A 26259-nucleotide genomic window follows, 5' to 3' on the forward strand; every position below is an offset into this window, starting at 1 on the left:
AAGGGTGTCATCCCGACGAAAAGCAGGGTTATACTTGTAAACTATATTTTTTTATTTTGGTTTACAACTCCGATGACTATCCCCGTTTTCTCCTCAGACGATGCCCGCTTTGACCGCCAGCATATCTGGCATCCCTACACCTCTATGCAGGATCCGCTGCCCTGCTACCCGGTGGTCGCCGCACAGGGTTTTCAGCTGCAACTGGCCGATGGCCGTGAGCTGGTGGATGGGATGTCCTCGTGGTGGGCGGCGATCCACGGTTACAACCATCCGCGCCTGAATCGGGCACTCACAGAGCAGGTCACACAGATGTCGCACGTGATGTTTGGCGGCATTACCCATCCGGCGGCGGTGGCGCTCTGCCGTCAGCTGGTGGCGATGACGCCTGAGGCGCTGGAGTGCGTCTTCCTGGCCGATTCAGGCTCGGTGGCGGTGGAAGTGTCGATGAAGATGGCGCTGCAGTACTGGCTGGGGCGTGGCGAGACGCGTCAGCAGTTCCTGACGCTGAAACGCGGCTATCACGGCGATACCTTTGCAGCGATGTCGGTGTGCGACCCCGAGAACTCGATGCACAGCCTGTGGCGCGGCTATCTGCCCGAGCATCACTTTGCGGCGGCCCCTGCCTGCGGCTTTGATGATGAATGGCACCAGCCTGATTTCGATAATTTCGCCAGGCTGATAGAACAGCATCACCGGCAACTGGCAGCCGTCATTCTGGAGCCGATTGTGCAGGGTGCGGGCGGCATGCGTTTCTACCATCCGCGCTATCTGCAGCAGGTACGGGAAGCCTGTGATCGCTATGGCGTGCTGTTGATTGCGGATGAGATCGCCACCGGGTTTGGCCGTACCGGCAAACTCTTTGCCTGCGAGCATGCAGGCATTACCCCGGATATTCTCTGCGTCGGCAAAGCGCTGACCGGTGGCATGATGACGCTGGCGGCGACCCTGACTACCCGCGAGGTCGCGGACACCATCAGCCGCAGCGCGGCGGGCTGCTTTATGCATGGCCCGACATTTATGGGCAATCCGCTGGCCTGTGCGGTAGCGGCGGAGAGCCTGACCATGCTGGCGGAAGGTCACTGGCAGCGCCAGGTGGCGGCGATCGAACAGCAGTTACGGGCTGAGCTACTGCCGCTGCGCAGTTCACCGCAGGTGGCCGATGTGCGCGTGCTGGGCGCGATTGGCGTAGTGGAAACCCATCAGGCGGTTAATATGGCGGCGCTGCAGCAGTTCTTTGTTGAACAGGGCGTCTGGATCCGGCCTTTTGGCCGGCTGATCTACCTGATGCCACCCTACATCATCACGCCGCAGGCGCTGAGCAGGCTGGTGCAGGCGATTGGCGGCGCGCTGGAGCATTCTCAACATTTTGCCGCCTGAAGCGGGCTGACCGCTGGCACTGACGGCACTTTTGGTTATGATGACAGGCTATTCATCGACAATTAAGGAGATGTGATGCGCGTTTTTAGTCAGGATTTTAATGACGGCGAGAAGATGCCTGAAAAACATGTTTTCAACGGCATGGGTTATCAGGGCGAGAATATCTCTCCCCACCTTGCCTGGGAAGCGGCGCCGGAAGGCACCAAAAGTTTTGTGGTGACCTGCTACGATCCTGATGCCCCGACCGGTTCCGGCTGGTGGCACTGGGTGGTGGCGAATATTCCGGCCAGCACGACGTCACTGCCGCAGGGTGCCGGTTCCGGCAAAGCATCACTGCCAGCAGGCGCAATTCAGACCCGTACCGATTTCGGTCAGGCGGGCTACGGTGGCGCGGCGCCGCCACAGGGCGAAACCCATCGCTACATTTTCACCGTGCATGCGCTGGATGTTGAGACGATTGAAGTAGATGAAGGCGCCAGTGGCGCAATGGTCGGCTTTAATGTGCATTTCCACGCACTGGCGAGCGCCTCGCTGACCGTGAATTATCAGTAATTCAGCACGACAGACTACTGGCAAACCCAAGGCTGGGTGACCTGGCAGCAACGTATTAGCTCAAAACGCAGGGAACGGCGTCAGAAGAGGAAAGCGTCCCACGCCCAGGGACAAAAACGCCGGAAGCGTTTTTGAACAACGCAAAGCGTTGGCCCGGCTACGGGCGCACCTCAGGGATGAGGTGCGTAATCGCGTGGGCCGAGCGTGCCATGGATGGCGGTTTTTGCGTCTTTCCGATCTGACGCCATTCCCTGTGTCTGCTCGATCTCACAGCTGGGCTGTGGCAGACTTCGTCAACTATCTCATACCTCTCCCTGACAGGAGAGGCGTTTTTCGTAGCGGGTTACGCCTGTAACTGATGAATCACAACCCACATCGGGCCCTGCCCCACCGCATAACGTCCCAGCGGCTTTAGCAGCCCTTTCGGTTCGGTAATCGCATAAACTTCGATGTGATGAGATTTCTGTCCCGCCGCTACCAGATAGCGTCCGCTGTGATCGATGTTAAATCCGCGCGGCTGCGTTTCCGTCGGCTGGAACCCTTCCAGGGTCAGCTCATCGCCCAGGTCGCTGACGCTGAAGACTGCCAGCGTGCTGCTGGTGCGATCGCAGGCATAGAGGAAACGGCCATCCGGCGTCAGATGAATATCGGCTGCCCAGCGCGTACCGCTGAAGTCAGGCGGCATCATATCCAGCGTCTGAACGCTTTCTGCTTCGCCTTCGCCCGTATTTAATGCCCACACCTCAACCGTGCTGTCGAGCTCGTTCACGCAGTAAGCATACTGGCCGCCCGGATGGAACTGCATATGACGCGGGCCAGCGCCTTCTACCGTCGTGACCTGCGTCTGTTTACGCGGCGTCAGCTGACCATCTTCGCCCAGCTTAAACAGACAGATACGGTCCTGCTTCAGAGCCGGCACGTAGAGCGTCTTGTTGTCATTATCGATGTTGGCCGAGTGACAGCCATCCAGTCCGCTGATCACCTGCAGCGGGGCCTGCGGAATGCCGTCATCGCCAATCGGGCTGACGCTGACGCAGGTATCATTGTAGGAGCCGCAGAACAGGAACCTGCCCTGGCGATCGGTGGAAATGTGAGTCGGGCTGCCGGGCAACGGCGCCTGACCCGCTTCGGTCAGCGTACCATCGGCGGCAATGCGAAACGCCAGCACGCGGAAATTGGGACGCACACCGACATAGAGAAAATCGCGGTTCGGACTCACCACCATCGGCTGAACCTGGCCGGCGACATCGGTCACCTGAAGCAACGTCAGCCCGCCCTCATCATTCATCTGCCAGACGTGGATCTGCTGGCTCTCGGGACTGGCGGTGTAGACAACTTGTTTCATGCATTCTCCTTTTTTGCTGCCTGATCATGATCTGTGAATCACTGTAGCCTGTTTTATTGCCCTACGCTGGGATCATTTGTGCCCTGTTTTTTGTCTCCGGACCGTGGTGAGGTGTAGACTTCAGCCCCTGCAAACCAGGAAAAACGAGAGGATTAATGAGCTACCGTGTAATTGCCCTCGACCTCGACGGCACGCTGCTGACCCCAGCCAAAACGATTCTGCCGCAGTCAATCGAAGCGCTAAATCAGGCACGCCAGGCGGGCGTTCATGTCGCTATCGTGACCGGACGCCATCACTGCGCTATCCACCCTTTTTATCAGGCGTTACAGCTGGATACACCCGCAATCTGCTGTAATGGCACCTATTTGTATGATTACCAGGCGAAAAAGGTGCTGGCGTCCGATCCCCTCGACCCGCAACTGGCGTTGCAGGTAATTGAGATGCTGAATCAGCAGCAGATTCACGGGTTGCTCTACGTGGATGATGCGATGCTCTATCAGACCCCGACCGGCCACGTGATGCGCACCCTGAAGTGGGCCGAATCGCTGCCTGCCCACCAGCGTCCACTGTTCCGCCAGGTGCCCGACCTGGCCCAGGCGGCACGCGACGCCGGTTCGATCTGGAAGTTTGCCCTGTCGCACAACAACATTCCGGAACTGCAGCAGTTCGCTACCAGAGTGGAAGCGGAACTGGGACTGGCCTGCGAATGGTCGTGGCACGATCAGGTCGATATCGCCAAAGGCGGCAACAGCAAAGGCAAACGACTGGCGCAGTGGGTTGAATCACTGGGGCTGAGTATGTCCGATGTGATCGCGTTCGGTGATAACTATAACGATCTCAGCATGCTGGAAACGGCCGGACTGGGCGTGGCGATGGGCAATGCCGATGAGGCGATCAAAGCGCGGGCGAAAATGGTGATCGGCACCAACCTTGAAACCGGTATTGCCGATACCCTCTATCAGTACGTGTTGTAATCAGGGCGTCACCGAGACGCTTTTGATCTGGGCATAAAGCCACTGATCCGGCCGGATGCCCAGCTCATCCCGCGCCCACGGCGTAATGCGCGCCCAGAGTTCGCTGATGCCGATGCGCAGCTTCACCTCAACCTGGTCCCCGACCTCCAGCAATTCCACCACCTGTGCCGGTAAAATGTTGCGGATGGAGCTGTGTTGCGGCGGTTGCAGCGCCAGCGAGACATCGGCCGAGGCAATGCGAATACGCAGCGGGGTTTTAACCGGCTGATTCACCCGGCTGACCCAGATGTGCTGATCGCCCAGCGACAGCGCGGTCATCGGATAGTCGGGATGCTGTTCCAGCACCTGCACCCGCAGCACGCTGGTCAGTTCACTCACCGGCAGCCAGGGCCGCATCGCGCTGCTGCTCCAGACCCGCTCCAACGGACCAAAAGCTTTGACCTTGCCCGCATCCAGCACCAGCACGTTATCAGCCAGCTGCAGGATCTCCTCCAGGCTGTGCGAAACGTAGAGCATCGGAATCTCAACCTGCTTCGCCAGCTTTTGCAGATAGGGCATCAGTTCACGTTTGCGTGGCAGATCCAGAGACGCCAGCGGCTCATCCAGCAGCAGCATATCCGGTGCGGTCAGCAGCGCACGGCCAATCGCGACCCGCTGCTTTTCCCCGCCCGACAGCGACAGCGGAAAGCGCGGCAGCAGCGCCTCCAGACCCAGCAGAGAGACCAGACTGTCGAACTGCGCTTTCATCTTAGGTGCCATACCATATTGCAGGTTGCCTCGGACCCGATAGTGCGGGAACAGCCGCGCATCCTGGAACACATAACCGATACGCCGTTTTTCCGGCGGCAGCGCAATCTTCTGCTCCGCATCAAACAGCAGACGATTGTGCAGCTGGATCCGTCCCCGCTGCGGCTGGGTCAGTCCGCTGATCGCGTTGATCAGGGAGGTTTTTCCGGCGCCTGACACGCCGAAAATAGCGGTGATCCCTTTGGCCGGGATCTGCAGGTCGACCTCCAGCACGTGATCGCCCTGCTGCTGCATAACGTTGAGTGATAGCATCAGTTTCCCATCCGCTTACGGCCTGCGCGTGCCAGCCATTCCGACGCCAGCAGTGACGCCAGGGCCAGCACGATCGCGATGACGCAGAGCCGTGCCGCCGCCCCTTCCGCGCCCGGTGTCTCTATCAGGGTAAACATCGCCAGCGGCAGCGTGCGCGTCTCGCCGGGAATATTGGAAACAAAGGTGATGGTGGCGCCGAACTCGCCCAGCGATCGGGCAAACGCCAGCACCGTTCCGACGATCACGCCCGGCAAGGTCAGCGGGAGCGTAATGGTGAAAAAGACCCGCCAGCGTCCGGCGCCCAGCGTGCGCGCCGCCTGCTCCAGCCGGCAATCCACCGCCTCCAGCGCCAGCCGGATGGCGCGCACCATCAATGGAAAAGCGATCACGGCAGAGGCCAGTGCGGCACCGCGCCAGCTAAAAGCAAAGCTGAAGCCGAACCAGTCATAAAGCTTTTCGCCTATGATGCCGCGCCGCCCAAGGCTAATCAGCAGCAGATAACCCACCACCACCGGCGGCAGCACCAGCGGCAGGTGGATCAGGCTGTCGAGCAGCGCTTTACCAGGAAAACGGCAGCGCACCAGAATCCAGGCCATCAGGATGCCAAACGGCAGACTGCCTATCACGGCTATGCCAGAGACTTTAAGGCTAAGCAGTACCGCCTGCCATTCGGGATCGCTGAGTATCATTTCGTCGGTGTGAATCCGTAATGTTTAAAGATAGCCGCGGCCTGAGGCCCTTTCAGATAATCATAAAACGCTTTAACGGCAGCGTTGTCGTGATCGTTCACGATCACCATCGGATATTCTACGGGTTTATGGCTGGTTGCCGGAAAATGCCCGACGACCTGCACTTTATCGCTGGCGACCGCGTCAGACCCGTAGACAATGCCATAGGGCGTTTCATTACGCTCGACCAGCGCCAGCGCTGCCCGCACATTATTGGCTGGCGCTAACGAAGGCGCAACGCCTTCCCAGGCACCCAGCTTTTGCAGCGCCTCTTTGGCGTAGATGCCCGCAGGAACGTGGTCCGGATCGCCGACTGCCAGACGCTCACCTTGCAGCAAGGTTTTCCAGTCAGTCTGCGGGTCCAGCGTCACCGCTTTCGCGGCGGCACTGCGTGGCGCAATCAATACCAGATCGTTGCCCAGCAGGGTATAGCGGCTACTGGTAATCACACTTTTTTTCGCCACCGCATCATCCATCCACTGCTGATCGGCAGAGATAAAGAGATCGGCAGGAGCACCCTGCTCGATCTGGCGCGCCAGCGTTGAAGAGGAGGCAAACGAAGAGACCACCGTCACCCCCTTTTCCTGCTTGTAACGGCTGGCAATATCCTGCATCGCGTTGGTCAGTGAAGCCGCGGCAAACACAGTAATGTTGTCGGCGGCCACAGCCTGTCCGGCCAGCGAAACGGTGATCAGGGCCGCGACGCCCCAGCGATAGTGTTTAAATGACATGATTTTCTCCGGCTATTCGTTGTGTAGCGGATAATATAGCGCAATGTCAGTGAGGTTCAGTAAATTATCGGCAGGGGGAACAAAAGGTTAAATCAGGTGAGTTAAAAACAACCACGCCCGCGCAGATGGCGGGCGTGGCAGCAATTAATTGTGCGAACGGGCTGAGGATTTTTCGCGATGACCAATTTTAGAGATGACGTTAAACACTTCACCCAGGCCATAAATCATACCCAGCATCAGCGCCATCACCACAGGCACCATCAGTATGGCGACGGCGAGGCTTTTAAGTAATTCCAGCATGGAGAGTCTCACTCTGCTAACAAAAAAGAGATTGTAACGGGTCAGCAAAATTTTGCGCAGCCCTTTTCGTGCTTTTACTTTGGTCACAAAACGCCGCTATCATCGGCCTTCGCCTTAACCCTTTGCCGGAGCTGTCATGGAAGCCGAACTGTCCCTTCATATCCGTTTACAACAGAAACTGTTTGCCGATCCGCGACGTATTGAGCTGCTGAAACGCGTACAGCAGACCGGGTCGATCAGTCAGGGGGCGAAGCTGGCCGGTATCAGCTACAAAAGTGCCTGGGATGCGATTAATGAGATGAACCAGATGGCGGATGAAACGCTGGTGGAGCGGGCCACCGGCGGTAAAGGCGGCGGCGGTGCCACGCTGACCCGCTACGGTGAACGCCTGATTCAGCTGTTCCAGCTGATGGAGCAGATCCAGCAGAAAGCCTTTGATGCGCTGCAGCAGGATACGTTACCGCTCGACAGTCTGCTGGCGGCCATCGCCCGCTTCTCGCTGCAGACCAGCGCCCGTAACCAGCTGTTTGGCACCGTCGTCAGTAACGATGCACAGCAGGTGGTCCAGCATCTGCTGATTCAACTGGCCGATGGCGTCACGCAGCTTAATGTGGCGCTGACCCAGCACAGCGCCGATCGCCTGCAACTGGCCGCCGGTAAAGAGGTGCTGGTGCTGATCAAGGCGCCGTGGATCCGCATCAGTCGTGACGCCGCACAGGATGACAATCAGCTGGCAGCGACGGTCAGTGCCATCGAACCCGGCGAGCAGATGAGTGAAGTGCTGATGAAGCTCGCCAGCGGCGAAACCCTGTGCGCGACTCTGAGCAACGATCAGCTGCAGCAACTCAGGCTGCAGCCCGGCGACGCCGTGATCGCCAGTTTCAATGCGGAACACGCCATCGTCGCCACCCTGCTCTAGCCGTTGATTTGACTTCATTACGGGCAATGGTTACAACTCAGTGACACGATGCAAAAAATGGAACAGAACATGGCTTCATTGCACATTTCGCAAGGCACGTTTCGTCTTAGCGATACCCGGATACTGAGTCTGAATCAGGTGGAACTGCAGCGCGGCGAAAGCTGGGCGTTTGTCGGAGCCAACGGCAGCGGCAAATCTTCACTGGCGCGCGCACTCTCTGGAGAACTGCCGCCGCTGGCCGGTTCAGTCAGCAGCGACTTCAGACGGCCGGTCCGGCTGTCGCTGGAGCAGCTACAAACCCTGGTGGCGCAGGAGTGGCAGCGCAACAACACCGATATGCTCAGCGAAGGTGAAGAGGATACCGGGCTGACCGTGGCAGAGGTGATTCAGGCGGAGGTGCAGCAGCCCGAGCGCTGCGAGCAGCTGGCCCAGCAGTTCGGCATCGAAGCGCTGCTTTCACGCCGCTTCAAATATCTCTCTACCGGCGAAACCCGCAAAACCCTGCTCTGTCAGGCATTGATGAACCAGCCAGATTTGCTGATTCTGGATGAGCCGTTTGACGGACTGGATGTGGCGTCGCGCGCCAGCCTGACCGACACGCTGCGCAGCCTGCAGCAGCCGACATTTACCCTGGTACTGGTGCTCAATCGCTTTGATGATATTCCCGACTTCATTCAGCAGGTTGGCGTGCTGGCGGAGTGCACTCTCACCCACAGCGGGCCACGCCAGGCCATTTTAACGGAAGCGCTGGTGGCGCAGCTGGCACACAGTGAACAGCTGATGGGAATGGCGTTACCTGAGGCGGATGCGCCGGATCAGCTGCCATCGCTGGCGGATGATGCGCCGCGCGTTATCCTGCGCAACGGCACCGTCTCGTATAACGATAAGCCAGTAATTCAGGGGCTGAACTGGCAGGTCAACGCCGGCGAGCACTGGCAGATTACCGGCCCGAACGGCGCCGGAAAATCGACCCTGCTCAGCCTGGTGACCGGCGATCATCCTCAGGGCTACAGCAATGATTTAACCCTGTTTGGCCGCCGTCGCGGCAGTGGCGAAACCATCTGGGATATCAAGCAGCATATTGGCTATGTCAGCAGCAGCCTGCATCTCGATTACCGCGTCAGCACCAATGTGCGCACGGTGATCCTGTCGGGCTTCTTCGACTCTATTGGTCTCTATCAGGCGGCTTCTGACCGGCAAAAAGCGCTGGCTCAGCAGTGGCTGGCACTGCTGGGGATGGATAACGGACAGGCCGATGCGCCATTCCACTCGCTCTCATGGGGACAGCAGCGGCTGGTGCTGATTGCTCGCGCGCTGGTTAAGCATCCGACGCTGCTGATTCTGGATGAGCCACTACAGGGGCTCGACCCGATTAACCGCCAGCTGGTGCGGCGCTTTGTCGATGTGCTGATTGGCGAGGGACGGACTCAGCTGCTGTTTGTTTCGCATCACGCGGAAGATGCGCCCGCCTGCATCACACATCGCCTGAGCTTTATCGCCCATGACGGCGGCTTTCACTATCAGCAGGAAACCCTGCACTAGGGCTCATGTAACGCGTCACCCACGCCGCTGCTGCGGCGTTTTAAAGCGCTCTTGTGTAAGCGCTACCATTCCACATCACCTTTCACGCCATATATCCGCACACAATGCCACGAAATAAGAATATTCAGCTTGTGTAAACGATACCATTTATCCAGACTTGATCACGCTTTCGGGCGCGCTGATGTGCTACTTTTTACTGATGCCTCTTTGGCTTTTGACGCTTACCAGGATCTAACATGGAAAAATTCAACCCGGTCGATCACCCGCATCGCCGTTACAATCCACTGATTGATCAATGGATTTTAGTTTCACCTCATCGGGCCAAACGTCCGTGGCAAGGCGCGCAGGAAACCCCGGCGGTCAATACGTTACCGGCGCACGATCCGGACTGCTTCCTGTGTGCCGGAAACACCCGCATCACCGGCGACAAAAACCCGGACTATGCGGGCACCTACGTCTTTACCAATGACTTTGCTGCGCTGATGACCGACACGCCAGACGCGCCTGAGAGCGACGATATCCTGATGCGTTGTGAAAGCGCACGCGGCACCAGTCGGGTCATCTGCTTCTCGCCCGATCACAGCAAAACCCTGCCGGAGATGTCGCTGAACGCACTGGAAGAGGTGGTGCGTACCTGGCAGGCAGAGACCGCCGATCTGGGTCAGCACTATCCGTGGGTGCAGGTGTTTGAGAACAAAGGCGCGGCGATGGGCTGCTCCAACCCGCATCCCCATGGTCAGATCTGGGCCAACAGCTTCCTGCCGAATGAAGCGCAGCGTGAAGATGATCATCAGCGCGACTATTTCGCTAAACATGGCTCGCCGATGCTGGTCGACTATCTGGCACGTGAACAGCAGGATGGCAGCCGCACCGTGGTGGAAACCGATCACTGGCTGGCGGTGGTGCCGTGGTGGGCCGCCTGGCCGTTTGAAACCCTGCTGCTGCCGAAAGCGCACGTCAAACGAATTACCGACCTCAATGAGGCGCAGCGTACCGACCTGGCGCTGGCGCTTAAGCTGCTGACCAGCCGCTACGACAACCTGTTCCAGTGCTCATTCCCCTACTCCATGGGCTGGCATGGCGCGCCGTTTAACGGCGAAGCCAACGATCACTGGCAGTTGCATGCTCACTTCTATCCGCCGCTGCTGCGCTCAGCAACGGTGCGTAAATTTATGGTTGGCTATGAAATGCTGGCCGAAACCCAACGCGATTTAACGGCGGAACAGGCGGCGGAACGTCTGCGTTCTGTCAGCGACGTTCACTTCCGTGAGGCACAACAATGAGCTTAAAAACCATCACGCAGCAGCTTTTCTCTGACACCTTCGGTTACGCCGCTACGCATACCATTCAGGCACCGGGCCGCGTTAACCTGATTGGCGAGCATACCGACTATAACGACGGCTTCGTGCTGCCGTGCGCCATCGATTACCAGACGGTGATTGCCTGTGCCCGCCGTGACGATCGCCAGATTCGGGTGGTCGCGGCGGATTATGAAAATGCGCAGGACACATTCTCTCTCGATGAAGAGATCGTCAGCCTGCAGGAACCGATGTGGGCCAACTATGTGCGCGGCGTGGTGAAGCATCTGCAGCAGCGACATGCCGATTTCGGCGGTATCGATATGGTGATCAGCGGCAACGTGCCTCAGGGCGCGGGCCTCAGCTCATCTGCGTCGCTGGAAGTGGCGGTCGGCACCGTGGTGCAGCAGCTCTATAATCTGCCGCTGGATGGCGCCGCCATTGCCGTGAATGGTCAGGAAGCGGAAAACCAGTTCGTCGGCTGTAACTGCGGCATCATGGACCAGCTGATCTCAGCGCTGGGCCGGAAAGATCACGCCATGCTGCTCGACTGCCGCACGCTGGGCACGCGTCCGGTGTCGATGCCGGAAGATATCGCGGTGGTGATCATCAACTCCAACTTCCGTCGTACCCTGGTTGGCAGCGAATACAACACGCGTCGTGAGCAGTGTGAAGCAGGCGCGCGTTTCTTCAATAAGAAGGCGCTGCGTGACGTTGAACTGGCCGAGTTTGAAGCGGCACAGGCGCAGCTCGACCCGCAGGTGGCAAAACGCGTGCGTCACGTCCTGACCGAGAACGCCCGCACCCTGGAAGCAGCCGATGCGCTGACGCAGGGCGACCTGACCCGTATGGGCCAGCTGATGGCCGAATCTCACGCCTCGATGCGTGACGACTTCGAGATCACCGTGCCACCGATCGATACCCTGGTTGAGATCGTGAAAGCGCAGATCGGTGAGCGCGGCGGCGTGCGTATGACCGGCGGCGGCTTTGGTGGCTGTATCGTCGCGCTGATGCCACTAGATCTGGTCGATCAGGTCAAAGCCGCCGTAGCGGAGCAGTATGAAGCTGCGACCGGCATCAAAGAGACCTTCTACGTCTGCAAAGCCTCTGAAGGAGCCGGCCAATGCTGAACGACGTCAACTCCCATGCGCCCGACGGTCAGCCGTGGCGCATAACGGTGCTGCGCAATGCCAACGGCATGCTGGCAACCTTTATGGACTGGGGCGCAACCTGGCTCTCCGCCCGCGTGCCGATGCAGGATGGCACGGTGCGTGAAGCGCTACTCGGCTGCGCCACGCCCTCTGACTATCTCCATCAGGATGCCTATCTGGGCGCGACGGTCGGCCGCTACGCTAACCGCATCGCCGGGGCAAAACTGAATAAACTGAACCGCCAACTGGTGCCGAACCAGGGAGCACATCAGCTGCATGGCGGACCGGAAGGCTTTGATAAGCGCCGATGGCAGATTGTCAGCCAGTCTGACAGCGAGGTGCACTACCGCATTGATTCGCCCGATGGCGATCAGGGCTATCCCGGCAATCTGATTGCCGATCTGCGCTATCAGCTGGATGACCAGAACTGCCTGAGCATTAGCTATGAAGCGCGCTGCGATCAGCCCTGCCCGGTCAATCTGACTAACCACGCCTACTTTAACCTTGATGCGCATCATGGCGACGCCCGCCAGCATCGCTTACAACTGCACGCCGACCATTATCTGCCGGTCGACAGCGAAGGCATCCCGAATGCGCCGCTGAAAGAGGTTGCCGGAACCAGTTTTGATTTCCGCGAGGCCAAAGTCGTGGCACAGGAGTTTCTGGCAGACGACGACCAGCGAGCGGTGAAGGGCTATGACCATGCGTTTCTGCTCAACAGCGCAGGCGACGACACTCAGCCTGCGGCAGAACTCTGGTCGGAAGATGGCAGACTGCAGCTCAGCGTGACCACTTCGGCACCGGCGTTGCAGTTCTACTCCGGCAACTACCTGGCGGGCACCCGTGCCCGTGAGCAGGCGAGCTATACTGCATTTCAGGGTATTGCGCTGGAAAGCGAATTTTTACCGGATTCGCCTAATCATGATGAATGGCCTCAGCCTGATTGCTGGCTGCAGCCGGGAGATCGCTGGGAATCCGTGACGCGTTATCGCTTCACGCCACGCTGAGCCTCCGGCTGAAAAACGCGCAGTGCGTCACACACAGGCTTACGCGCTGCCCACTTTTCCGTTATGGTATGGCGCAATCAGCTCGCGTGTCAGGCGGGCAGCAGCAGGTTTCCAATCTCACAGAAACATCACAGTATTAAGGAGTTAAGCTATGGCTGTAACTAAGCTGGTTCTGGTGCGACACGGCGAAAGCCAGTGGAACAACGAAAACCGCTTTACCGGTTGGTATGATGTTGACCTTTCAGAGAAAGGTCGTGGCGAAGCCAAATCAGCAGGTCAGCTGCTGAAAAAAGAGGGCTTTGTTTTCGATTTCGCTTACACCTCAGTACTGAAGCGTGCCATTCACACGCTGTGGAATGTGCTGGATGAGCTGGATCAGGCCTGGCTGCCGGTTGAGAAAACCTGGCGTCTGAACGAGCGTCACTACGGTGCGCTGCAGGGTCTGGATAAAGCGGAAACCGCTGCCAAATATGGTGATGAGCAGGTTAAGCAGTGGCGTCGCGGCTTTGCCGTTACTCCGCCAGAGCTGGATCGTTCAGATGAGCGCTTCCCGGGCCATGATCCGCGTTACGCGAAACTGACCCCAGAGCAGCTGCCAACCACCGAAAGCCTGGCGCTGACTATTGACCGCGTTATCCCTTACTGGAACGAAACCATTCTGCCGCGCATCAAAAGCGGTGAGAAAGTGATCATTGCCGCACACGGCAACTCACTGCGTGCGCTGGTGAAATATCTGGATAACCTGAGCGAAGATGAAATCCTCGAACTGAACATCCCTACCGGCGTACCGCTGGTTTATGAGTTCGATGAAAACTTCAAACCGTTGAAACGCTACTACCTGGGCGACCAGGACGAGATTGCCGCGAAAGCCGCAGCCGTTGCGAATCAGGGTAAAGCGAAGTAATTTCTCGCTGAAATGCAAAAAGGCCAGACGAAAGTCTGGCCTTTTTTATTGGGCTGCGCGCACGAACGCTGCGCACTGTGTTCGTTGTCAGAATAAAGAGATCAATGAGCCAGGCAACAACTGATTGGCTCAAAGCGCAGGGAATACGGTCAGAGGCACAATCCTCAACGCGAACCGGGTCAGACCTTGTCAGTTATCCCACTCAGCCGCGGCGCTGTTTAACCGCTGCCGCCAGCTGACGCAGCACCTTGTCGGTATCTTCCCAGCCGATACAGGCGTCGGTGACGCTTTTGCCATAGACCAGCGGCTCGCCGCTCTCCAGACTCTGGTTGCCTTCCACCAGATGACTCTCGATCATCACACCGACAATCGCCTGCTCACCATTAATCAGCTGCTGTGAGACATCGTCTGCCACAACCATCTGACGCTGGAACTGCTTGCTGCTGTTGGCGTGGCTGAAATCGATCATCACCTGCTGTGGCAGACCCGCTTTTGCCAGGCCCTCTTTGACCTCTGCAACATGCTGCGCACTGTAGTTCGGCTCTTTGCCGCCGCGCAGAATGATATGGCAGTCACCATTGCCGCTGGTTTCCACAATGGCGGAGTGACCATACTTCGTCACAGACAGGAAACAGTGCGGCGATCCCGCCGCGTTAATGGCATCGATCGCCACCTTAATGGTGCCATCGGTGCCGTTTTTGAAGCCGACCGGACAGGAGAGACCGGACGCCAGCTCACGGTGTACCTGAGATTCCGTGGTGCGCGCACCAATCGCGCCCCAGCTCATCAGGTCAGCCACATATTGCGGGGTAATCATATCCAGAAACTCGCCCGCCGCCGGTAAGCCGCTGTCGTTAATATCCAGCAGCAGTTTACGCGCCAGACGCAGACCGTCATTGAGCTGGTAGCTGTTGTCCATGTAGGGATCGTTGATCAGCCCTTTCCAGCCCACAGTGGTGCGCGGCTTTTCAAAATAGACCCGCATCACCACTTCCAGCTCGCCTTTCAGCTCATCACGCAGCGCCAGCAGGCGGTCGGCATACTCTTTTGCCGCTTCAGTGTCATGAATTGAGCAGGGGCCGATCACCACCAGCAGGCGATCGTCCTTGCCCTGCAGGATCTGATGAATCGCCTGACGGGCCTGTGAAACGGTCTGTGCAGCACGATCGGTCGCCGGGAATTTTTCGAGCAGCGCAACCGGAGGTAACAGCTCTTTAATCTCTTTGATGCGTAAGTCATCGTTCTGGTAATTCATACTGATTCCATATTATTTCTGGCCCGGCGCCCGCCGGACACAACCTGCCCAATGTAGCCCGAAGCGCCTGGGGTGTAAATTCCCGCTGCGGGTTAAATGTGCGGGTGATATTTGCATTAATCAGGTTAGCGACTAGACTTTTTAATGGTAAGCACTGAGGAACGTCCCGCTTACCAAATTAAATCACCCTGTTTAAGCCAACCGGCGAATTATATTTCGTCAGGGATTTTCTTACCCGAAATTGCACCTCTGGGCTTAAAGCATCTTCATTTATTAACGGGAGCATAATGATGAAAAAGTTTGCCTTACTCTTTTTGACAGCAGCAATGACACTGAGCAGCGGTGCGGTACTGGCTGCAGACAGCAGCAGCAATAACGGTACATCGAATCAGGCAGCCAGTGCAGGTGCAGCAGCGGGCGGAGCGAAAGAGAATCTGCCGCCAAATAATGTCGATAACAGCAAAATTAATAACACTGGCAACGATACCAATCCTGCAACGTCTGGCAGCACCACCAGCCATGGTAATATGTCTGCTAACGAAATGGACCAGAACGCCCAGTGTAAAGATGGTAAATGTCCGAACATCAATAAAAAAGTTCAGACTAAAGTGGGCGGCGGTGACGTAGATACCAAAACCGACGGCACCACCCAGTAATTCTGTTTAGCCAGGAGAGCTGACGCTCTCCTGGTTTTTCTCCCCTCTGTCCCACTCTTCCGCTATGCTAATCCTGTGAATTTTACAGGAAATCCTTCATGGCCGTTTTGCTTCTGATTGACGATCATCCGCTGGTTGAAGTGGCACTTGAAGCCGCTCTGAGCCAGTCGCCTATTCCGGTTCAGCTCCTCTCTGCCAGCAGTGAAAAAGCCGCCCGTCCCCTGCTTCAGCAGCCACTGGACATCATCGTGCTGGATATTGGCCTGCCGGATAGCGATGGGCTGGAGTTCCTGCGTCGCCTGAAGATCCATCGGCCCGACTGTCCGGTATTGATCTACTCTGCTCAGCAGACCCGCCACTATGTGCGTCGCGCCCAGGCGCTGGGTGCCGCCGGTTATGTGGTGAAGAGCCAGCGCATGGCGCAGCTGCTTAGCGCTATCCTGGCGGTGCTGGGCGGTCAGACGGCGTTTCCGGTGATGGATGATGAGCCGGAACTCCCGCTGACCCAGAAAGAGCGTCAGATTCTGGCGCTGCTGGCCAGCGGCCTGTCCAATCTGCAAATCGCCGCCCAGTTGCACATCAGTAATAAAACGGTCAGCACCCATAAAAAGAACATTCTGGAAAAAACCGGCGCTCGTTCGGTGGTGGAACTGGCTGACCTGTGGAAGGCGCAGCAGTGAGAACTCTCCTGCTAATGCTGCTGTTGCTATGCGGCTCCGTTCTGGCTGAGGTGCGTCCGGTGAGCAGCATCAATCTGCCGATGATGCTGCCGGTGACACACGCGGAAACCATGCAGGGCAAAATTCTGCGTGTTGGCCTGCTGGAAGAGAACCACGCCCCCTGGGCGATGCGCATCGGCAACGACCTGTATGGCATCAATGCTGACTATCTTTCCGCACTGCGCCAGCTGACTGGCGCGCAGTTCAGCCTCAACCTCTACAGCGATCAGCCGCATCTGATGCAGGCGCTGAACAGCGGCCAGATCGATTTTGCGCTTGGCATGTGGATTTCTCCCCTGCCAGCCGGCGCGCTGAGCAGCGATAACTGGTACAGCAGCCCGCTTCGGGTCTACCGCAATCAGCAAAACCAGCGTGCCGTGATGTTTAACAGCCAGAATGCCCAACTGGCGATAAGCGAAAGCACGCTGGCACAGCTGCCGCCTGCGCTGGCGGCCCGCCACAGCTGGCGACGCTACAGCAGTGATCTGCAGGCGCTCTATACCCTGCTGAATCAGCAGAATGATTATGTGGTAGCGGATGAGACCAGCGCCGGTTTTCTGCTGAGCCAGCTGCAACAGGGCCAGATTTATCAGATCGCCTCACACATCGAGGCCGGACAGCTCAACCTGCGCGCGGTCTCCCGCGATCCGGAGCTTATCAGCTGGATTAATCAGAGCCTGCGTCAGCTGCCAGCAGAACTGATGAACACGCTGCAGGCGCGCTGGAGCAGTACCCTGCCGCGCTATCAGGATACGCAGACCCTGATGCTCAGCCCTACTGAACGCGCCTGGATTGCCGATCATCCGCGTATTACTTACACCGCCGAACCGGACAACTATCCCTGGAGTTATCGCGATGCCAGCGGGACCGCCAGAGGCTATGGCGTGGATTTGCTGAAAGCGATAGCCCAGAGCACCGGCCTGCAGTTTGAACCGGTGTGGGTCAGCAATCCGCGTCAGGCGAACACGCTGATCGGTCAGCAGCAGGCGATGCTGCAGCTGATGCAGCCGCTGAACGGCGATGCGATGCAGAGCACCTCGCTGCCGGTGTGGCGCGCGCTGTGGGGCATCTACAGCCTGCAGCCCGATACGCTGGCGCACTGGCGCGACCTGCGCGGCAAGCGGGTCGGCGTGTTACAGGATGACCTGGCGCTGCGTCTGCTGCCTGCGGATCTGCAGCCGCTGCAATTTGCCGATCGTAATAGCCTCTATGACGCGCTGGCAAAAGTGCAGATCGATGCGCTGGTCGATAACGTGCTCTCCGCCCGCTGGCGTATCGCCAGCCGCGATGATGCGCGCATCCACCTCGCCTTTGCCGCCAGCGACATCGCCTGGCCGATCGCGCTGGGCGTGACGGCTGACCAGCCGGTGCTGCGCACCCTGCTGGATCGCGCGCTGCAGCAGATCCCGGCTGACACGCAGAGCCAGATGCGCGACAGCTGGTCAACCCCGCCACAGCCCGGCAGCGTGATGGTGATGCGTTCGCTGCCGATGATGGTGCTGGCGGTGGCAGGTGCGGCCATTGCGCTGCTGCTGTTGCTGCTGGCGCGCCGCTACTGGCAACAGCGCCGGGAGCGTCAGCAGCGTGAACAGGCTGAGCACGCCAATGCGATGAAGAGCCAGTTCCTGGCGACCGTCAGCCATGAGCTGCGCACGCCGATGCAGGCGATCCTCGGACTGCTGGAGCTGGAGAAGCAGCAGCACAGCAGCCAGAACCTGACGCTGCTGCACAGCAGTGCGCAATCGCTGCTGACGTTGCTGAATGATCTGCAGGATCATGCGCGCATCGAGAGCAACAGTTTTACCCTGGCGCCCCGTCCGCTGGCGCTGGCGCAGTGGCTCAATCAGCAGCAGCACTTTTATCATCCGTTAATGCGCGAAGACGGCCCGCATCTGATCGTCGAGGCGCTGACGCCGCTGCCTGATGCCGTGATGATCGATGCCGATCGCCTGCAGCAGGTGGTCAACAACCTGATGACCAATGCGCTGAAATTTACCCGCCACGGCGCGATTCGCCTGACGCTGGCCGCACAGCAACAACAGCTGATTCTGACGGTGAGCGACAGCGGCAGCGGCATTCCGCCAGAGGAGCAGCAGAAGCTGTTCGATCCCTGGTATCAGGCGCCGTCCGGTAAATCGGTTTCGGTGCAGGGCAGCGGCCTGGGGCTGTTTATCTGCCGGGAAATGGTGCAGCGGATGGGCGGCGACATCCGGCTCGCCTCTGAACCCGGTCACGGCACCCAGGTCACCGTGACGCTGCCACTGGAGGTCTGCGCACCAGCAAACCACGTGGATGAAACCGCCCTTCCCGACCTTCCACCGCTGCGGGTGGCGATTGTCGATGACCATCCGACCAATCTGCTGGTGATGCAGCAGCAGCTGTCGCGTTTTGCGATTCAGGCTGACATCTTTGAGCAGGGACGCGCGCTGCTGCAGGCCGATGCGCAGCAGCCTTATGACCTGCTGTTTATCGACCAGATGATGCCGCGGCCTGACGGCACGCTGCTTTTGCGGATACTGCGGCGGCGTGACCGTCAGCGGAAGCGTCAGGCGATGCGGGTGCTCTGCTCCGCGGATGCCCAGCTACTGTCACGACCGCTGGAGGCGCGGGAGCGGGTAGTGATAAAACCCGTGCAGTTAGCCGATCTCAGCGCGCTGCTGGCAGAGTGGCAGGAAGATCCGCTGGCGGCGCTGGATGATAATCTGTGGCAACTGGCGCAGCAGAATGAGAAATTCCTCCGCCGTCTGAGCCAGACGCTGCACAACACGGTGACGCAGGATCTGGCCGTGATGCGCGAAGCACGCGAGCGCGAGGAGTGGATGCCGTTCGCCGAAGCGGCGCACCGGATGAAAGGAAGCTGGTTACTGGTGGGACTGGAGCACGGCGCACAGCTCAGCCAGCAACTGGCGGAGCAGGCAAAACAGCATCAGGACACGTCTGAGACGTGGCAATTACTGATATTATTAGCAAACAGGTTACTGAAAAAACTGGAATCTTATGGCACATACCCACACTCATAGCGGGCAGGATAGTAATCGCACGCGTCTGGCGGCCGCCTTCGGGGTGACCGTTGTCTTTATGGTGGCTGAAGTGATTGGCGGCTGGCTCTCGGGTTCACTGGCGTTGCTGGCCGACGCCGGGCATATGCTGACCGATGCCGCAGCGCTGCTGATGGCGCTGCTGGCGGTGCAGTTCTCGCGCCGTAAACCCAATGCACGCCACACCTTTGGCCTGCTGCGTCTGACCACGCTGGCCGCATTTATTAACGCCATTGCGCTGCTGGGCATTACCGCACTGATCGTCTGGGAGGCGGTGCGCCGCTTTGCCGACCCGCAACCGGTGACCGGCGGCCTGATGCTGGGGATTGCTATTGGCGGCCTGCTGGCCAATATTCTGTCGTTCTGGCTGCTGCATCACGGCAGCGAAGAGAAGAATCTCAACGTGCGGGCCGCGGCGCTGCATGTGATGGGCGACCTGCTTGGCTCGGTGGGTGCGATTGTCGCGGCGGTGATTATTATGCTGACCGGCTGGACCCCAATCGATCCGATTCTGTCGTTGCTGGTGTCACTGCTGGTGCTGCGCAGCGCCTGGGCGCTGCTGCGTGAGAGTCTGCAGGAGTTACTGGAAGGGGCGCCGCGTTCGCTGGATGTGAACCGGCTGATACGGGATCTCACCCTGAACATCGCAGAGGTGCGCAATGTTCACCATGTGCATCTGTGGCAGGTGGGCGAAAAGCCGCTGCTGACGCTGCATGCGCAGGTGATCCCGCCTTACGATCACGATGCGCTGCTGCATCGTATCCACGACTATCTGCGCCAGCACTATCAGATTGCGCATGCGACCGTGCAGATGGAGTATCAGCCCTGTGCCGGTGCCGAGTGTGAACTCGGCTTAAGCGGCGCTGCCGCCACCGGCCATGATCACAGCCATTCACACGACCATGAGCATGCTCACGCTAAAGGCGAAGTGCACACTCACTGAGCCGACAGCGCGCGGGAACCCTGTTGCCGCGCGCTGCGGATCCACATGCGTGAGCCGTTCAGCGCAATCAGCGTCAGAATCACATACTCCAGCGACATCGCATAGACGCCCTGACGGGCAAAAATCATCACGCTAATCACGTTGATGATGACCCACAGCAGCCAGTTCTCAACATATTTGCGCGTCATCAGCACCATCGCCGCAATCGACAACACCATCATGCAGGAGTCCCAGAACGGGAACGCATCCGGCTGCAGCGCGGGCATCGCCACCGACAGGCCAAGGCCGTTCATCAGCGTGACAGCCGCACGGGTTAACAGCGCAAACACCGGATCGATATAGAGGGTCATCAGCGCAATCGCAATCACACAGACCGCCGTCCAGGCCAGCGCCTTAGGCAGCGGCAGCCAGCGGATTTTCAGCGCCGCCTGATGATCGGAGGTTTGCCGACTCCAGGCGTACCAGCCGTAGATATTGGCGGCAAAAAAGAAGAGCTGCAGCAGCAGGCTGGCGTAGAGCTGGATCTGAAAGAAAATCACCGCAAACAGCGTGACGTTAATCAGGCCAAAGGGATAGTTGATGATTTTTTCCAGGCTGGCAAACCAGATGCAGAGTAAGCCCGCCAGCGTGCCGATAGCCTCAATCCATGAGAGATCGTAGCCTCCGGCACCCAGAGGAATGTGAACCAGAATATTGTGTGTGCTGAAGAAGTCCATGCTGAGCACCTGTCCGGAAAACGCTTACGCGTTTCCCTTCACGTTGAGTTTAAGTTCCGCTGCAAAGGATAGCATGCGATTAAGCGGCAGTAACGCCGCCTCACGCAGCGCCTCATCCACCTGAATCTCATGTTCCATCCCACCCGACTCCAGCGCCTCTGCGATGGCTTTAAGGCCGTTCATCGCCATCCAGGGACAGTGAGCACAGCTGCGGCAGGTGGCACCTTCACCGGCGGTCGGCGCTTCAAGCAGCTCTTTATCCGGCACCGCCTGCTGCATTTTGTAGAAGATGCCGCGATCGGTCGCCACAATCATCTGCGGATGCGGCAGGGATTTGGCGGCCTGAATCAGCTGGCTGGTCGAGCCGACCGCATCGGCCAGATCGACAATCGCCTGCGGTGACTCAGGATGCACCAGCACTGCCGCGTCGGGATAGAGCGCTTTCATACGCTGCAGCGCCTGGGTTTTGAACTCGTCGTGCACAATGCAGGCACCCTGCCAGCAGAGCACGTCCGCGCCCGATTTTTGGGTGACGTAGCGGCCAAGATGGCGATCCGGCGCCCAGATAATTTTTTCGCCCAGACTGTCGAGGTGCTCAATCAACTCGACCGCAATGCTTGAGGTCACCACCCAGTCGGCCCGCGCTTTTACCGCCGCCGAGGTATTGGCGTAGACCACCACAGTGCGATCGGGATGGGCGTCGCAAAAGGCGTTAAACTCTTCAATCGGGCAGCCGAGATCCAGTGAGCACTCCGCCTGCAGCGTCGGCATCAGTACGGTTTTCTCCGGGCTGAGGATTTTGGCGGTTTCCCCCATAAAGCGCACGCCCGCCACCAGCAGTGTCGTCGCCGAATGGTTGCTGCCAAAGCGTGCCATCTCCAGCGAGTCGGAAACGCAGCCGCCCGTCTCTTCCGCCAGCGCCTGAATTTCCGGATCGGTGTAGTAGTGCGCCACCATCACCGCGTTTCGCGCCTTCAGCAGCGCTTTAATTTTCTCACGGTAGAACGCCTTCTCGTCGTCACTCAGGCGAGCGGGTTTGGGCGGAAAGGGATAAACGGCGCTTTCTGGATCGAACATCACACTCATGACACAGCTCTCGTTTTGTCTAATTAACGAAAATCGCCTGTTCCGGCGACTTATGGCGTCTAATCCACCATCGTGTTTTATATGCTAAACACGATAGCGGAAAAGCCTGGCTGTGTCGTGCGATATTTATTCTGTCTGCATCACAGCGCCGACCCTGCCGGGCTGCGTTTCATCTGCCAGTACCAGCGGTTTTTGCGGCGCTTCCAGTGCCAGCAGAAAGGCTTTGATATCCAGTCCGCCCGCAAAGCCGGTCAGCTTGCCGTTGGCTCCAATCACGCGGTGGCACGGTGCGACAATCGAGAGCGGATTACGCCCATTGGCCGCCCCGACGGCTCGCACCGCCAGCGGATGGCCGATCTCCCGCGCAATCTGGCTGTAGCTGCGCGTCTCACCAAACGGGATCGCCACCAGCGCCTGCCAGACTTTTTTCTGAAACTCAGTGCCGACAAAATCGAGCGGCAGCTCAAAGCAGCGACGAGCACCGGTGAAGTACTCGCTGAGCTGACGCTCAGTTTCGATCAGAATGGGATGATCGTCATCGCGCGTTTGCGGCAAAAACCGGGTGCGTTTGGGATCGTCGTTTTCCCACAAAATACCCGCCAGGCCGCTATCGCTGGCGACCAGTTTCAGTTCACCCACCGGGGTGACTATCGGTTTGAAGTAGTACATGGTGATTCTCCCGTCACGGTTCTGTCGCCTATTATCGCACTTTTCATCAGCCTGACTGGCTGTTTTCGGTCATGGCGATAAACTGTTGTGCTGTCCGAAAACAGCCAGTCTGCCGGGATTCACCGGTGTAGGCTGCGCTTATTTACCGGAGAACTGCCATGCTCGATCCCGACATTGCCTATCAGGCGCTGACCTCTCGTGATACCCGCTTTGACGGCGTTTTCTTTGTTGGCGTGACCTCAACCGGTATCTATTGTCGTCCGGTCTGCCCGGTCAAAGCGCCGATGCAGAAGAACTGCCTTTTCTTCAGCAGCGCCGAAGCGGCGGAGAAAGCCCGCTTTCGCCCCTGCCTGCGCTGTCGACCTGAACTGGCACCCGGTAATGCGCCGGTTGATCAGCCGCACCGTGTGGCAGAGCGGCTGGTTCAGCGTATCGAGGAAGGCATGCTGGAGGAACGTGAAGGACTGGAGGCGATTGCCGCTGAATTCGGTATCAGCCTGCGTCAACTGCGCCGTATCGTGCAGCAGGAGCTGGGTGTCTCGCCGCTGGAGCTGAAGCAGACGCGGCGCATGCTGCTGGCTAAACAACTGCTGACCGAAACCCGACTGCCGATTATTGACGTTGCCTATGCCAGCGGCTTTGGCAGCCTGCGGCGCTTTAATGATGTCTTCCAGGCGCGTTACCGCATGACGCCAGGCGCGCTGCGCAGGGACGATACGGGCACTCAATGCGCGCAGCCCGGCGACCGCGTGACGCTGCGGCTGGCCTATCGCCCTCCCTATGACTGGGCGGCGATGCTCTGGTTTTTGCAGACGCATCTGATGAAAGAGGTCGAGGCGGTGGAAGATGGCAGCTGGCGACGCACCGTGGTGCTGGGCCGCTGCCGGGGCTGGGTTTCTGTTTCGCATCTGCCGCAAAAGAATGCGTTGCAGGTGACGCTCTCCACCTCGCTGACGCCGGTTCTGCCTCTGCTGCTGCGCCGTCTGCGCGATCTGTTCGATCTCGACGCACAGCCGCAGCGTATCGCCGCCTGTCTGGCGCAGGACCCACTGCTGGCACCCAGCCTGATCTCGCATCCGGGTCTGCGTGTGCCTGGCGCATTCGACGCCTTTGAGCTGGGCGTGCGCGCCATTATCGGCCAGCAGGTGACGGTCAAAGCGGCCACCACGGTCAGCAGCCGTTTTGCCGCCGCCTTTGGCGAACCCTGTGAGACGCCGTTCGCCGATCTGACCCGCTACACCGCCCATCCTGAACGCATTGCCGGACTGACGGTAGACGATGTCGCGCCGATGGGGATTGTCAGTGCCGCCCGCTCCCGCGCCATCATCGCCTTTGCAAATGCCTGCGCCAGCGGAGATTTGCGTCTCAGCGCCGCTCAGGCGCCAGACGAGGTCATCAAAAAGCTGGTCAGCCTGCCGGGTATTGGTCCCTGGACCGCGCACTACATCGCGATGCGCGCCCTGCGCTGGCCGGATGCCTTTCCCAAAGAGGATATTGCCATCCGGAATAACCTGGGCGGCATGTCATCGAAAGAAGCGGAGGCGCGATCGCAGTCATGGCGTCCCTGGCGTAGCTATGCAGTGATGCATATCTGGGAGAGCCTGGCAGTGGCAAAGGCAAAGAAAAAGCCGTGACGGCGAGAGTGGGGGCAAATCTGCCAGCAATACAGAAGCTCAACGCGCAGGGAACAGGGTCAGAAGAGGAAAGCGTCCCGCGCCTGGGACAAAAACGCCGGGAGCGTTTTTGAACAACGCAACGCGTTGGCCCGGCTACGGGCGCACCTCAGGGATGAGGTGCGTAATCGCGCGGGCCGAGCAGGTCAGGGATTGGCTTTAGCGTCTTTCCGATCTGACCCTGTTCTCTGCGCAGGCTCGATCAAACAGCGGGCAGCGACAACCTCAAGCCCTTGAGGTGTTTTGCTTCTTCAAAGTGAGTTAGTGCCGCATAAACAAAAAAAGCGCCCTCAGGGCGCTTTTTTCTTAATTGGTGGGTCGTGCAGGATTCGAACCTGCGACCAATTGATTAAAAGTCAACTGCTCTACCAACTGAGCTAACGACCCGCTGGGGGCTTACAACCGTTCAACACGCCAGGCGGCTGAGATAAGATGGTGGGTCGTGCAGGATTCGAACCTGCGACCAATTGATTAAAAGTCAACTGCTCTACCAACTGAGCTAACGACCCATCTTAGGTTGTGAAGCAATGCTGAAGTGTTCTTCTTAAAACTGCGCGGTAAAAGCGCGTCTGAGGAAGATGGTGGGTCGTGCAGGATTCGAACCTGCGACCAATTGATTAAAAGTCAACTGCTCTACCAACTGAGCTAACGACCCATCTTCAGGCTTACCAGACACTTTGCAATGTGTCCCGGCAACGGCGGCATATATTACTGATTTAGCGGGGTAGCGCAACTCTTATTTCTGCTAAATGCTTCAGTTGCTTACCTTTCATACGGCAAGACCAGAAATCACACGATATCTGGCCTGAACCGTACAGATTACAGACTGGTCAGACGTTTTTGCGCCTGCTTAGCAGATTCGGTGTCTGGATAAAGTTTGATCACCTGCTGGAAGACCGCTTTAGCTTTCGCTGTGTCTTTTTTCTCCTGCATGATGACGCCCACTTTCAACAACGCTTCTGCAGCTTTTGGCGACTTCGGATAGTTTTTCACTACCGTGGCGTAATAGTAAGCCGCGTCGTCCTTTTTGCCTTTGTTATAGTTCAGCTGTCCGAGCCAGTAATTGGCGTTCGGCTGATAGGTCGAATCCGGGTAACGTTTTACCCACGCCTGGAGCGCGCTGATCGCCTGATCATACTGTTTCTTCTCCAGAATCAGCGCCACAGCCGCATTGTAATCGCTGTTAGCGTCACCGGTCTGCGCAGGTGCGCTATCCGTTGATGCTGCCGCGCCTGCGGTTGCTGCTGCGCCGGTATCCGCTGCGGCATTACTGCCGGCTGCCTGCTGACCGCCGCTGGTGCTGGCGCTGCTCAGGCTGTCAATCTGCTGGTAAAGCTGCTTCTGCCGCTCAACCACCTGATTCAACTGATACGTGTTTTGCTGGATTTGCCCACGCAGCGCGTCGATATCACGCTGGTTATCGCTCATCTGCTGCTGCAATTGCTGCATCAGCTGTGCCTGGGCATTAGAAATTCTTTCAAGAGTGGTGACACGGTCTTCGACCGAGCCGGAGCCAACGCTACTGATTGACGCTTGGGCATTAGCGGCCCAGGGGGCCGCTACGCCAATCAGTAACGACAGACTCAACAGGTGATGTCTGAAGTTACTAACCATGTG

24 protein-coding genes and 3 tRNA genes are annotated in these 26259 nt (G+C 58.4%); 14 read left to right on the top strand and 13 right to left on the bottom strand.

Translation table 11 applies throughout. The features are described from left to right. Positions 1-72: 72 nt before the first annotated feature. Positions 73-1377: an adenosylmethionine--8-amino-7-oxononanoate transaminase gene (gene bioA, locus OK412_RS12270; RefSeq protein WP_033757012.1), complete on the top strand. Its 1305-nt coding sequence runs from the start codon at positions 73-75 to the stop codon at positions 1375-1377. Between the two features lie 75 nt (positions 1378-1452). Then, complete coding sequence (locus OK412_RS12275; RefSeq protein WP_013357177.1) at positions 1453-1929, top strand: kinase inhibitor; 477 nt, start codon at positions 1453-1455, stop codon at positions 1927-1929. A gap of 343 nt (positions 1930-2272) precedes the next feature. Here the strand turns inward: OK412_RS12275 and pgl are convergent, their stop codons facing one another. After that, positions 2273-3274: a 6-phosphogluconolactonase gene (pgl, locus tag OK412_RS12280; protein ID WP_264353216.1), complete on the bottom strand. Its 1002-nt coding sequence runs from the start codon at positions 3272-3274 to the stop codon at positions 2273-2275. A gap of 155 nt (positions 3275-3429) precedes the next feature. On the opposite strand from pgl, the gene OK412_RS12285 reads away from it, so the two are divergent. After that, positions 3430-4248 (top strand): pyridoxal phosphatase, encoded by an 819-nt coding sequence (locus tag OK412_RS12285; RefSeq protein ID WP_010669666.1) that lies wholly within the window; start codon positions 3430-3432, stop codon positions 4246-4248. Here OK412_RS12285 and modC read toward each other — a convergent pair whose 3' ends face one another. The 4 genes from modC to OK412_RS12305 all read right to left on the bottom strand — a co-directional run bounded on the left by modC (position 4249) and on the right by OK412_RS12305 (position 7066). Then, positions 4249-5307, bottom strand: coding sequence for a molybdenum ABC transporter ATP-binding protein ModC (modC, locus tag OK412_RS12290; RefSeq protein WP_191919159.1), 1059 nt, complete (start codon positions 5305-5307; stop codon positions 4249-4251). It lies immediately after the preceding gene. Beyond that, a complete protein-coding gene (gene modB / locus OK412_RS12295) occupies positions 5307-5996 on the bottom strand; it encodes a molybdate ABC transporter permease subunit (protein WP_010669664.1) in 690 nt (229 codons plus the stop codon). The genes modC and modB overlap by 1 nt, the downstream gene beginning before the upstream one ends. After that, positions 5993-6766, bottom strand: a complete 774-nt coding sequence (modA, locus tag OK412_RS12300; protein WP_264353217.1) for a molybdate ABC transporter substrate-binding protein — start codon at positions 6764-6766, stop codon at positions 5993-5995. The genes modB and modA overlap by 4 nt, the downstream gene beginning before the upstream one ends. Before the next feature lie 144 nt (positions 6767-6910). After that, entirely contained in the window at positions 6911-7066 is a 156-nt protein-coding gene (locus OK412_RS12305) for an AcrZ family multidrug efflux pump-associated protein (RefSeq protein WP_010260183.1), read from the bottom strand. Between the two features lie 136 nt (positions 7067-7202). Between OK412_RS12305 and modE the strand changes: the two genes are divergently transcribed. The 6 genes from modE to gpmA all read left to right on the top strand — a co-directional run bounded on the left by modE (position 7203) and on the right by gpmA (position 13887). Then, positions 7203-7985: a molybdenum-dependent transcriptional regulator gene (modE, locus tag OK412_RS12310; protein ID WP_157351719.1), complete on the top strand. Its 783-nt coding sequence runs from the start codon at positions 7203-7205 to the stop codon at positions 7983-7985. A gap of 69 nt (positions 7986-8054) precedes the next feature. Next, positions 8055-9527 carry a molybdate ABC transporter ATP-binding protein ModF gene (modF, locus tag OK412_RS12315; RefSeq protein WP_264353218.1) on the top strand — a complete coding sequence of 491 codons (1473 nt, stop codon included), beginning with the start codon at positions 8055-8057 and terminating at the stop codon, positions 9525-9527. Between the two features lie 236 nt (positions 9528-9763). Beyond that, positions 9764-10810, top strand: coding sequence for a galactose-1-phosphate uridylyltransferase (galT, locus tag OK412_RS12320; RefSeq protein ID WP_010669661.1), 1047 nt, complete (start codon positions 9764-9766; stop codon positions 10808-10810). Beyond that, positions 10807-11955 carry a galactokinase gene (galK, locus tag OK412_RS12325; RefSeq protein WP_010669660.1) on the top strand — a complete coding sequence of 383 codons (1149 nt, stop codon included), beginning with the start codon at positions 10807-10809 and terminating at the stop codon, positions 11953-11955. The genes galT and galK overlap by 4 nt, the downstream gene beginning before the upstream one ends. Next, positions 11949-12983 carry a galactose-1-epimerase gene (galM, locus tag OK412_RS12330; RefSeq protein WP_033779565.1) on the top strand — a complete coding sequence of 345 codons (1035 nt, stop codon included), beginning with the start codon at positions 11949-11951 and terminating at the stop codon, positions 12981-12983. The genes galK and galM overlap by 7 nt, the downstream gene beginning before the upstream one ends. Before the next feature lie 151 nt (positions 12984-13134). Then, positions 13135-13887: a 2,3-diphosphoglycerate-dependent phosphoglycerate mutase gene (gene gpmA, locus OK412_RS12335; protein ID WP_033756988.1), complete on the top strand. Its 753-nt coding sequence runs from the start codon at positions 13135-13137 to the stop codon at positions 13885-13887. A 202-nt stretch (positions 13888-14089) separates the two neighbouring features. Here the strand turns inward: gpmA and aroG are convergent, their stop codons facing one another. After that, positions 14090-15142, bottom strand: coding sequence for a 3-deoxy-7-phosphoheptulonate synthase AroG (gene aroG / locus OK412_RS12340; RefSeq protein ID WP_010669658.1), 1053 nt, complete (start codon positions 15140-15142; stop codon positions 14090-14092). A gap of 287 nt (positions 15143-15429) precedes the next feature. Between aroG and OK412_RS12345 the strand changes: the two genes are divergently transcribed. The 4 genes from OK412_RS12345 to zitB all read left to right on the top strand — a co-directional run bounded on the left by OK412_RS12345 (position 15430) and on the right by zitB (position 20498). Further along, positions 15430-15798 carry a YbgS-like family protein gene (locus tag OK412_RS12345; protein ID WP_022626030.1) on the top strand — a complete coding sequence of 123 codons (369 nt, stop codon included), beginning with the start codon at positions 15430-15432 and terminating at the stop codon, positions 15796-15798. A 98-nt stretch (positions 15799-15896) separates the two neighbouring features. Continuing rightward, positions 15897-16478 (top strand): response regulator transcription factor, encoded by a 582-nt coding sequence (locus tag OK412_RS12350; protein ID WP_033756983.1) that lies wholly within the window; start codon positions 15897-15899, stop codon positions 16476-16478. 14 nt (positions 16479-16492) lie between these two features. Beyond that, the gene (locus tag OK412_RS12355) at positions 16493-19537 is read left to right on the top strand and encodes an ATP-binding protein (protein ID WP_264353262.1); all 3045 of its coding nucleotides are present in this window, start codon (positions 16493-16495) and stop codon (positions 19535-19537) included. Continuing rightward, a complete protein-coding gene (gene zitB / locus OK412_RS12360) occupies positions 19515-20498 on the top strand; it encodes a CDF family zinc transporter ZitB (RefSeq protein WP_264353219.1) in 984 nt (327 codons plus the stop codon). The genes OK412_RS12355 and zitB overlap by 23 nt, the downstream gene beginning before the upstream one ends. On the opposite strand, the gene pnuC is transcribed toward zitB, so the two are convergent. The 3 genes from pnuC to OK412_RS12375 form a co-directional block, all read right to left on the bottom strand. Then, positions 20492-21214 (bottom strand): nicotinamide riboside transporter PnuC, encoded by a 723-nt coding sequence (gene pnuC / locus OK412_RS12365; RefSeq protein ID WP_264353220.1) that lies wholly within the window; start codon positions 21212-21214, stop codon positions 20492-20494. The genes zitB and pnuC overlap by 7 nt on opposite strands. 24 nt (positions 21215-21238) lie before the next feature. Then, positions 21239-22300 carry a quinolinate synthase NadA gene (gene nadA / locus OK412_RS12370; protein WP_010260151.1) on the bottom strand — a complete coding sequence of 354 codons (1062 nt, stop codon included), beginning with the start codon at positions 22298-22300 and terminating at the stop codon, positions 21239-21241. Between the two features lie 126 nt (positions 22301-22426). Next, a complete protein-coding gene (locus OK412_RS12375) occupies positions 22427-22969 on the bottom strand; it encodes a methylated-DNA--[protein]-cysteine S-methyltransferase (protein WP_010260149.1) in 543 nt (180 codons plus the stop codon). 158 nt (positions 22970-23127) lie between these two features. On the opposite strand from OK412_RS12375, the gene OK412_RS12380 reads away from it, so the two are divergent. Further along, complete coding sequence (locus OK412_RS12380; protein ID WP_022626036.1) at positions 23128-24603, top strand: AlkA N-terminal domain-containing protein; 1476 nt, start codon at positions 23128-23130, stop codon at positions 24601-24603. Between the two features lie 350 nt (positions 24604-24953). Here OK412_RS12380 and OK412_RS12385 read toward each other — a convergent pair. From OK412_RS12385 to cpoB, 4 genes are all read right to left on the bottom strand, one after another. Next, positions 24954-25029 (bottom strand) — tRNA-Lys (locus tag OK412_RS12385). 46 nt (positions 25030-25075) lie between these two features. Next, a tRNA-Lys gene (locus OK412_RS12390) sits at positions 25076-25151 on the bottom strand. 70 nt (positions 25152-25221) lie between these two features. After that, positions 25222-25297: transfer RNA gene (locus OK412_RS12395), tRNA-Lys, on the bottom strand. A gap of 164 nt (positions 25298-25461) precedes the next feature. Beyond that, complete coding sequence (gene cpoB / locus OK412_RS12400) at positions 25462-26256, bottom strand: cell division protein CpoB (protein ID WP_010260773.1); 795 nt, start codon at positions 26254-26256, stop codon at positions 25462-25464. Positions 26257-26259 lie beyond the last annotated feature (3 nt).

This window comes from Pantoea sp. JV6 (genome assembly GCF_025910055.1).
Taxonomy (GTDB): Bacteria; Pseudomonadota; Gammaproteobacteria; order Enterobacterales; family Enterobacteriaceae; genus Pantoea; species Pantoea agglomerans.

Excerpts from the sequence above, each read along its gene's own strand:
- OK412_RS12305 (WP_010260183.1), bottom strand. The coding sequence starts at position 7,066 with ATGCTGGAATTACTTAAAAGCCTCGCCGTCGCCATACTGATGGTGCCT.
- OK412_RS12355 (WP_264353262.1), top strand. The coding sequence starts at position 16,493 with ATGCTGCTGTTGCTATGCGGCTCCGTTCTGGCTGAGGTGCGTCCGGTG.
- galK (WP_010669660.1), top strand. The coding sequence starts at position 10,807 with ATGAGCTTAAAAACCATCACGCAGCAGCTTTTCTCTGACACCTTCGGT.
- pgl (WP_264353216.1), bottom strand. The coding sequence starts at position 3,274 with ATGAAACAAGTTGTCTACACCGCCAGTCCCGAGAGCCAGCAGATCCAC.
- modE (WP_157351719.1), top strand. The coding sequence starts at position 7,203 with ATGGAAGCCGAACTGTCCCTTCATATCCGTTTACAACAGAAACTGTTT.
- modF (WP_264353218.1), top strand. The coding sequence starts at position 8,055 with ATGGCTTCATTGCACATTTCGCAAGGCACGTTTCGTCTTAGCGATACC.
- zitB (WP_264353219.1), top strand. The coding sequence starts at position 19,515 with ATGGCACATACCCACACTCATAGCGGGCAGGATAGTAATCGCACGCGT.
- OK412_RS12375 (WP_010260149.1), bottom strand. The coding sequence starts at position 22,969 with ATGTACTACTTCAAACCGATAGTCACCCCGGTGGGTGAACTGAAACTG.
- nadA (WP_010260151.1), bottom strand. The coding sequence starts at position 22,300 with ATGAGTGTGATGTTCGATCCAGAAAGCGCCGTTTATCCCTTTCCGCCC.
- bioA (WP_033757012.1), top strand. The coding sequence starts at position 73 with ATGACTATCCCCGTTTTCTCCTCAGACGATGCCCGCTTTGACCGCCAG.
- aroG (WP_010669658.1), bottom strand. The coding sequence starts at position 15,142 with ATGAATTACCAGAACGATGACTTACGCATCAAAGAGATTAAAGAGCTG.
- OK412_RS12350 (WP_033756983.1), top strand. The coding sequence starts at position 15,897 with ATGGCCGTTTTGCTTCTGATTGACGATCATCCGCTGGTTGAAGTGGCA.
- cpoB (WP_010260773.1), bottom strand. The coding sequence starts at position 26,256 with ATGGTTAGTAACTTCAGACATCACCTGTTGAGTCTGTCGTTACTGATT.
- galM (WP_033779565.1), top strand. The coding sequence starts at position 11,949 with ATGCTGAACGACGTCAACTCCCATGCGCCCGACGGTCAGCCGTGGCGC.
- modC (WP_191919159.1), bottom strand. The coding sequence starts at position 5,307 with ATGCTATCACTCAACGTTATGCAGCAGCAGGGCGATCACGTGCTGGAG.
- modB (WP_010669664.1), bottom strand. The coding sequence starts at position 5,996 with ATGATACTCAGCGATCCCGAATGGCAGGCGGTACTGCTTAGCCTTAAA.
- OK412_RS12380 (WP_022626036.1), top strand. The coding sequence starts at position 23,128 with ATGCTCGATCCCGACATTGCCTATCAGGCGCTGACCTCTCGTGATACC.
- modA (WP_264353217.1), bottom strand. The coding sequence starts at position 6,766 with ATGTCATTTAAACACTATCGCTGGGGCGTCGCGGCCCTGATCACCGTT.
- OK412_RS12275 (WP_013357177.1), top strand. The coding sequence starts at position 1,453 with ATGCGCGTTTTTAGTCAGGATTTTAATGACGGCGAGAAGATGCCTGAA.
- OK412_RS12285 (WP_010669666.1), top strand. The coding sequence starts at position 3,430 with ATGAGCTACCGTGTAATTGCCCTCGACCTCGACGGCACGCTGCTGACC.
- pnuC (WP_264353220.1), bottom strand. The coding sequence starts at position 21,214 with ATGGACTTCTTCAGCACACACAATATTCTGGTTCACATTCCTCTGGGT.
- galT (WP_010669661.1), top strand. The coding sequence starts at position 9,764 with ATGGAAAAATTCAACCCGGTCGATCACCCGCATCGCCGTTACAATCCA.
- OK412_RS12345 (WP_022626030.1), top strand. The coding sequence starts at position 15,430 with ATGATGAAAAAGTTTGCCTTACTCTTTTTGACAGCAGCAATGACACTG.
- gpmA (WP_033756988.1), top strand. The coding sequence starts at position 13,135 with ATGGCTGTAACTAAGCTGGTTCTGGTGCGACACGGCGAAAGCCAGTGG.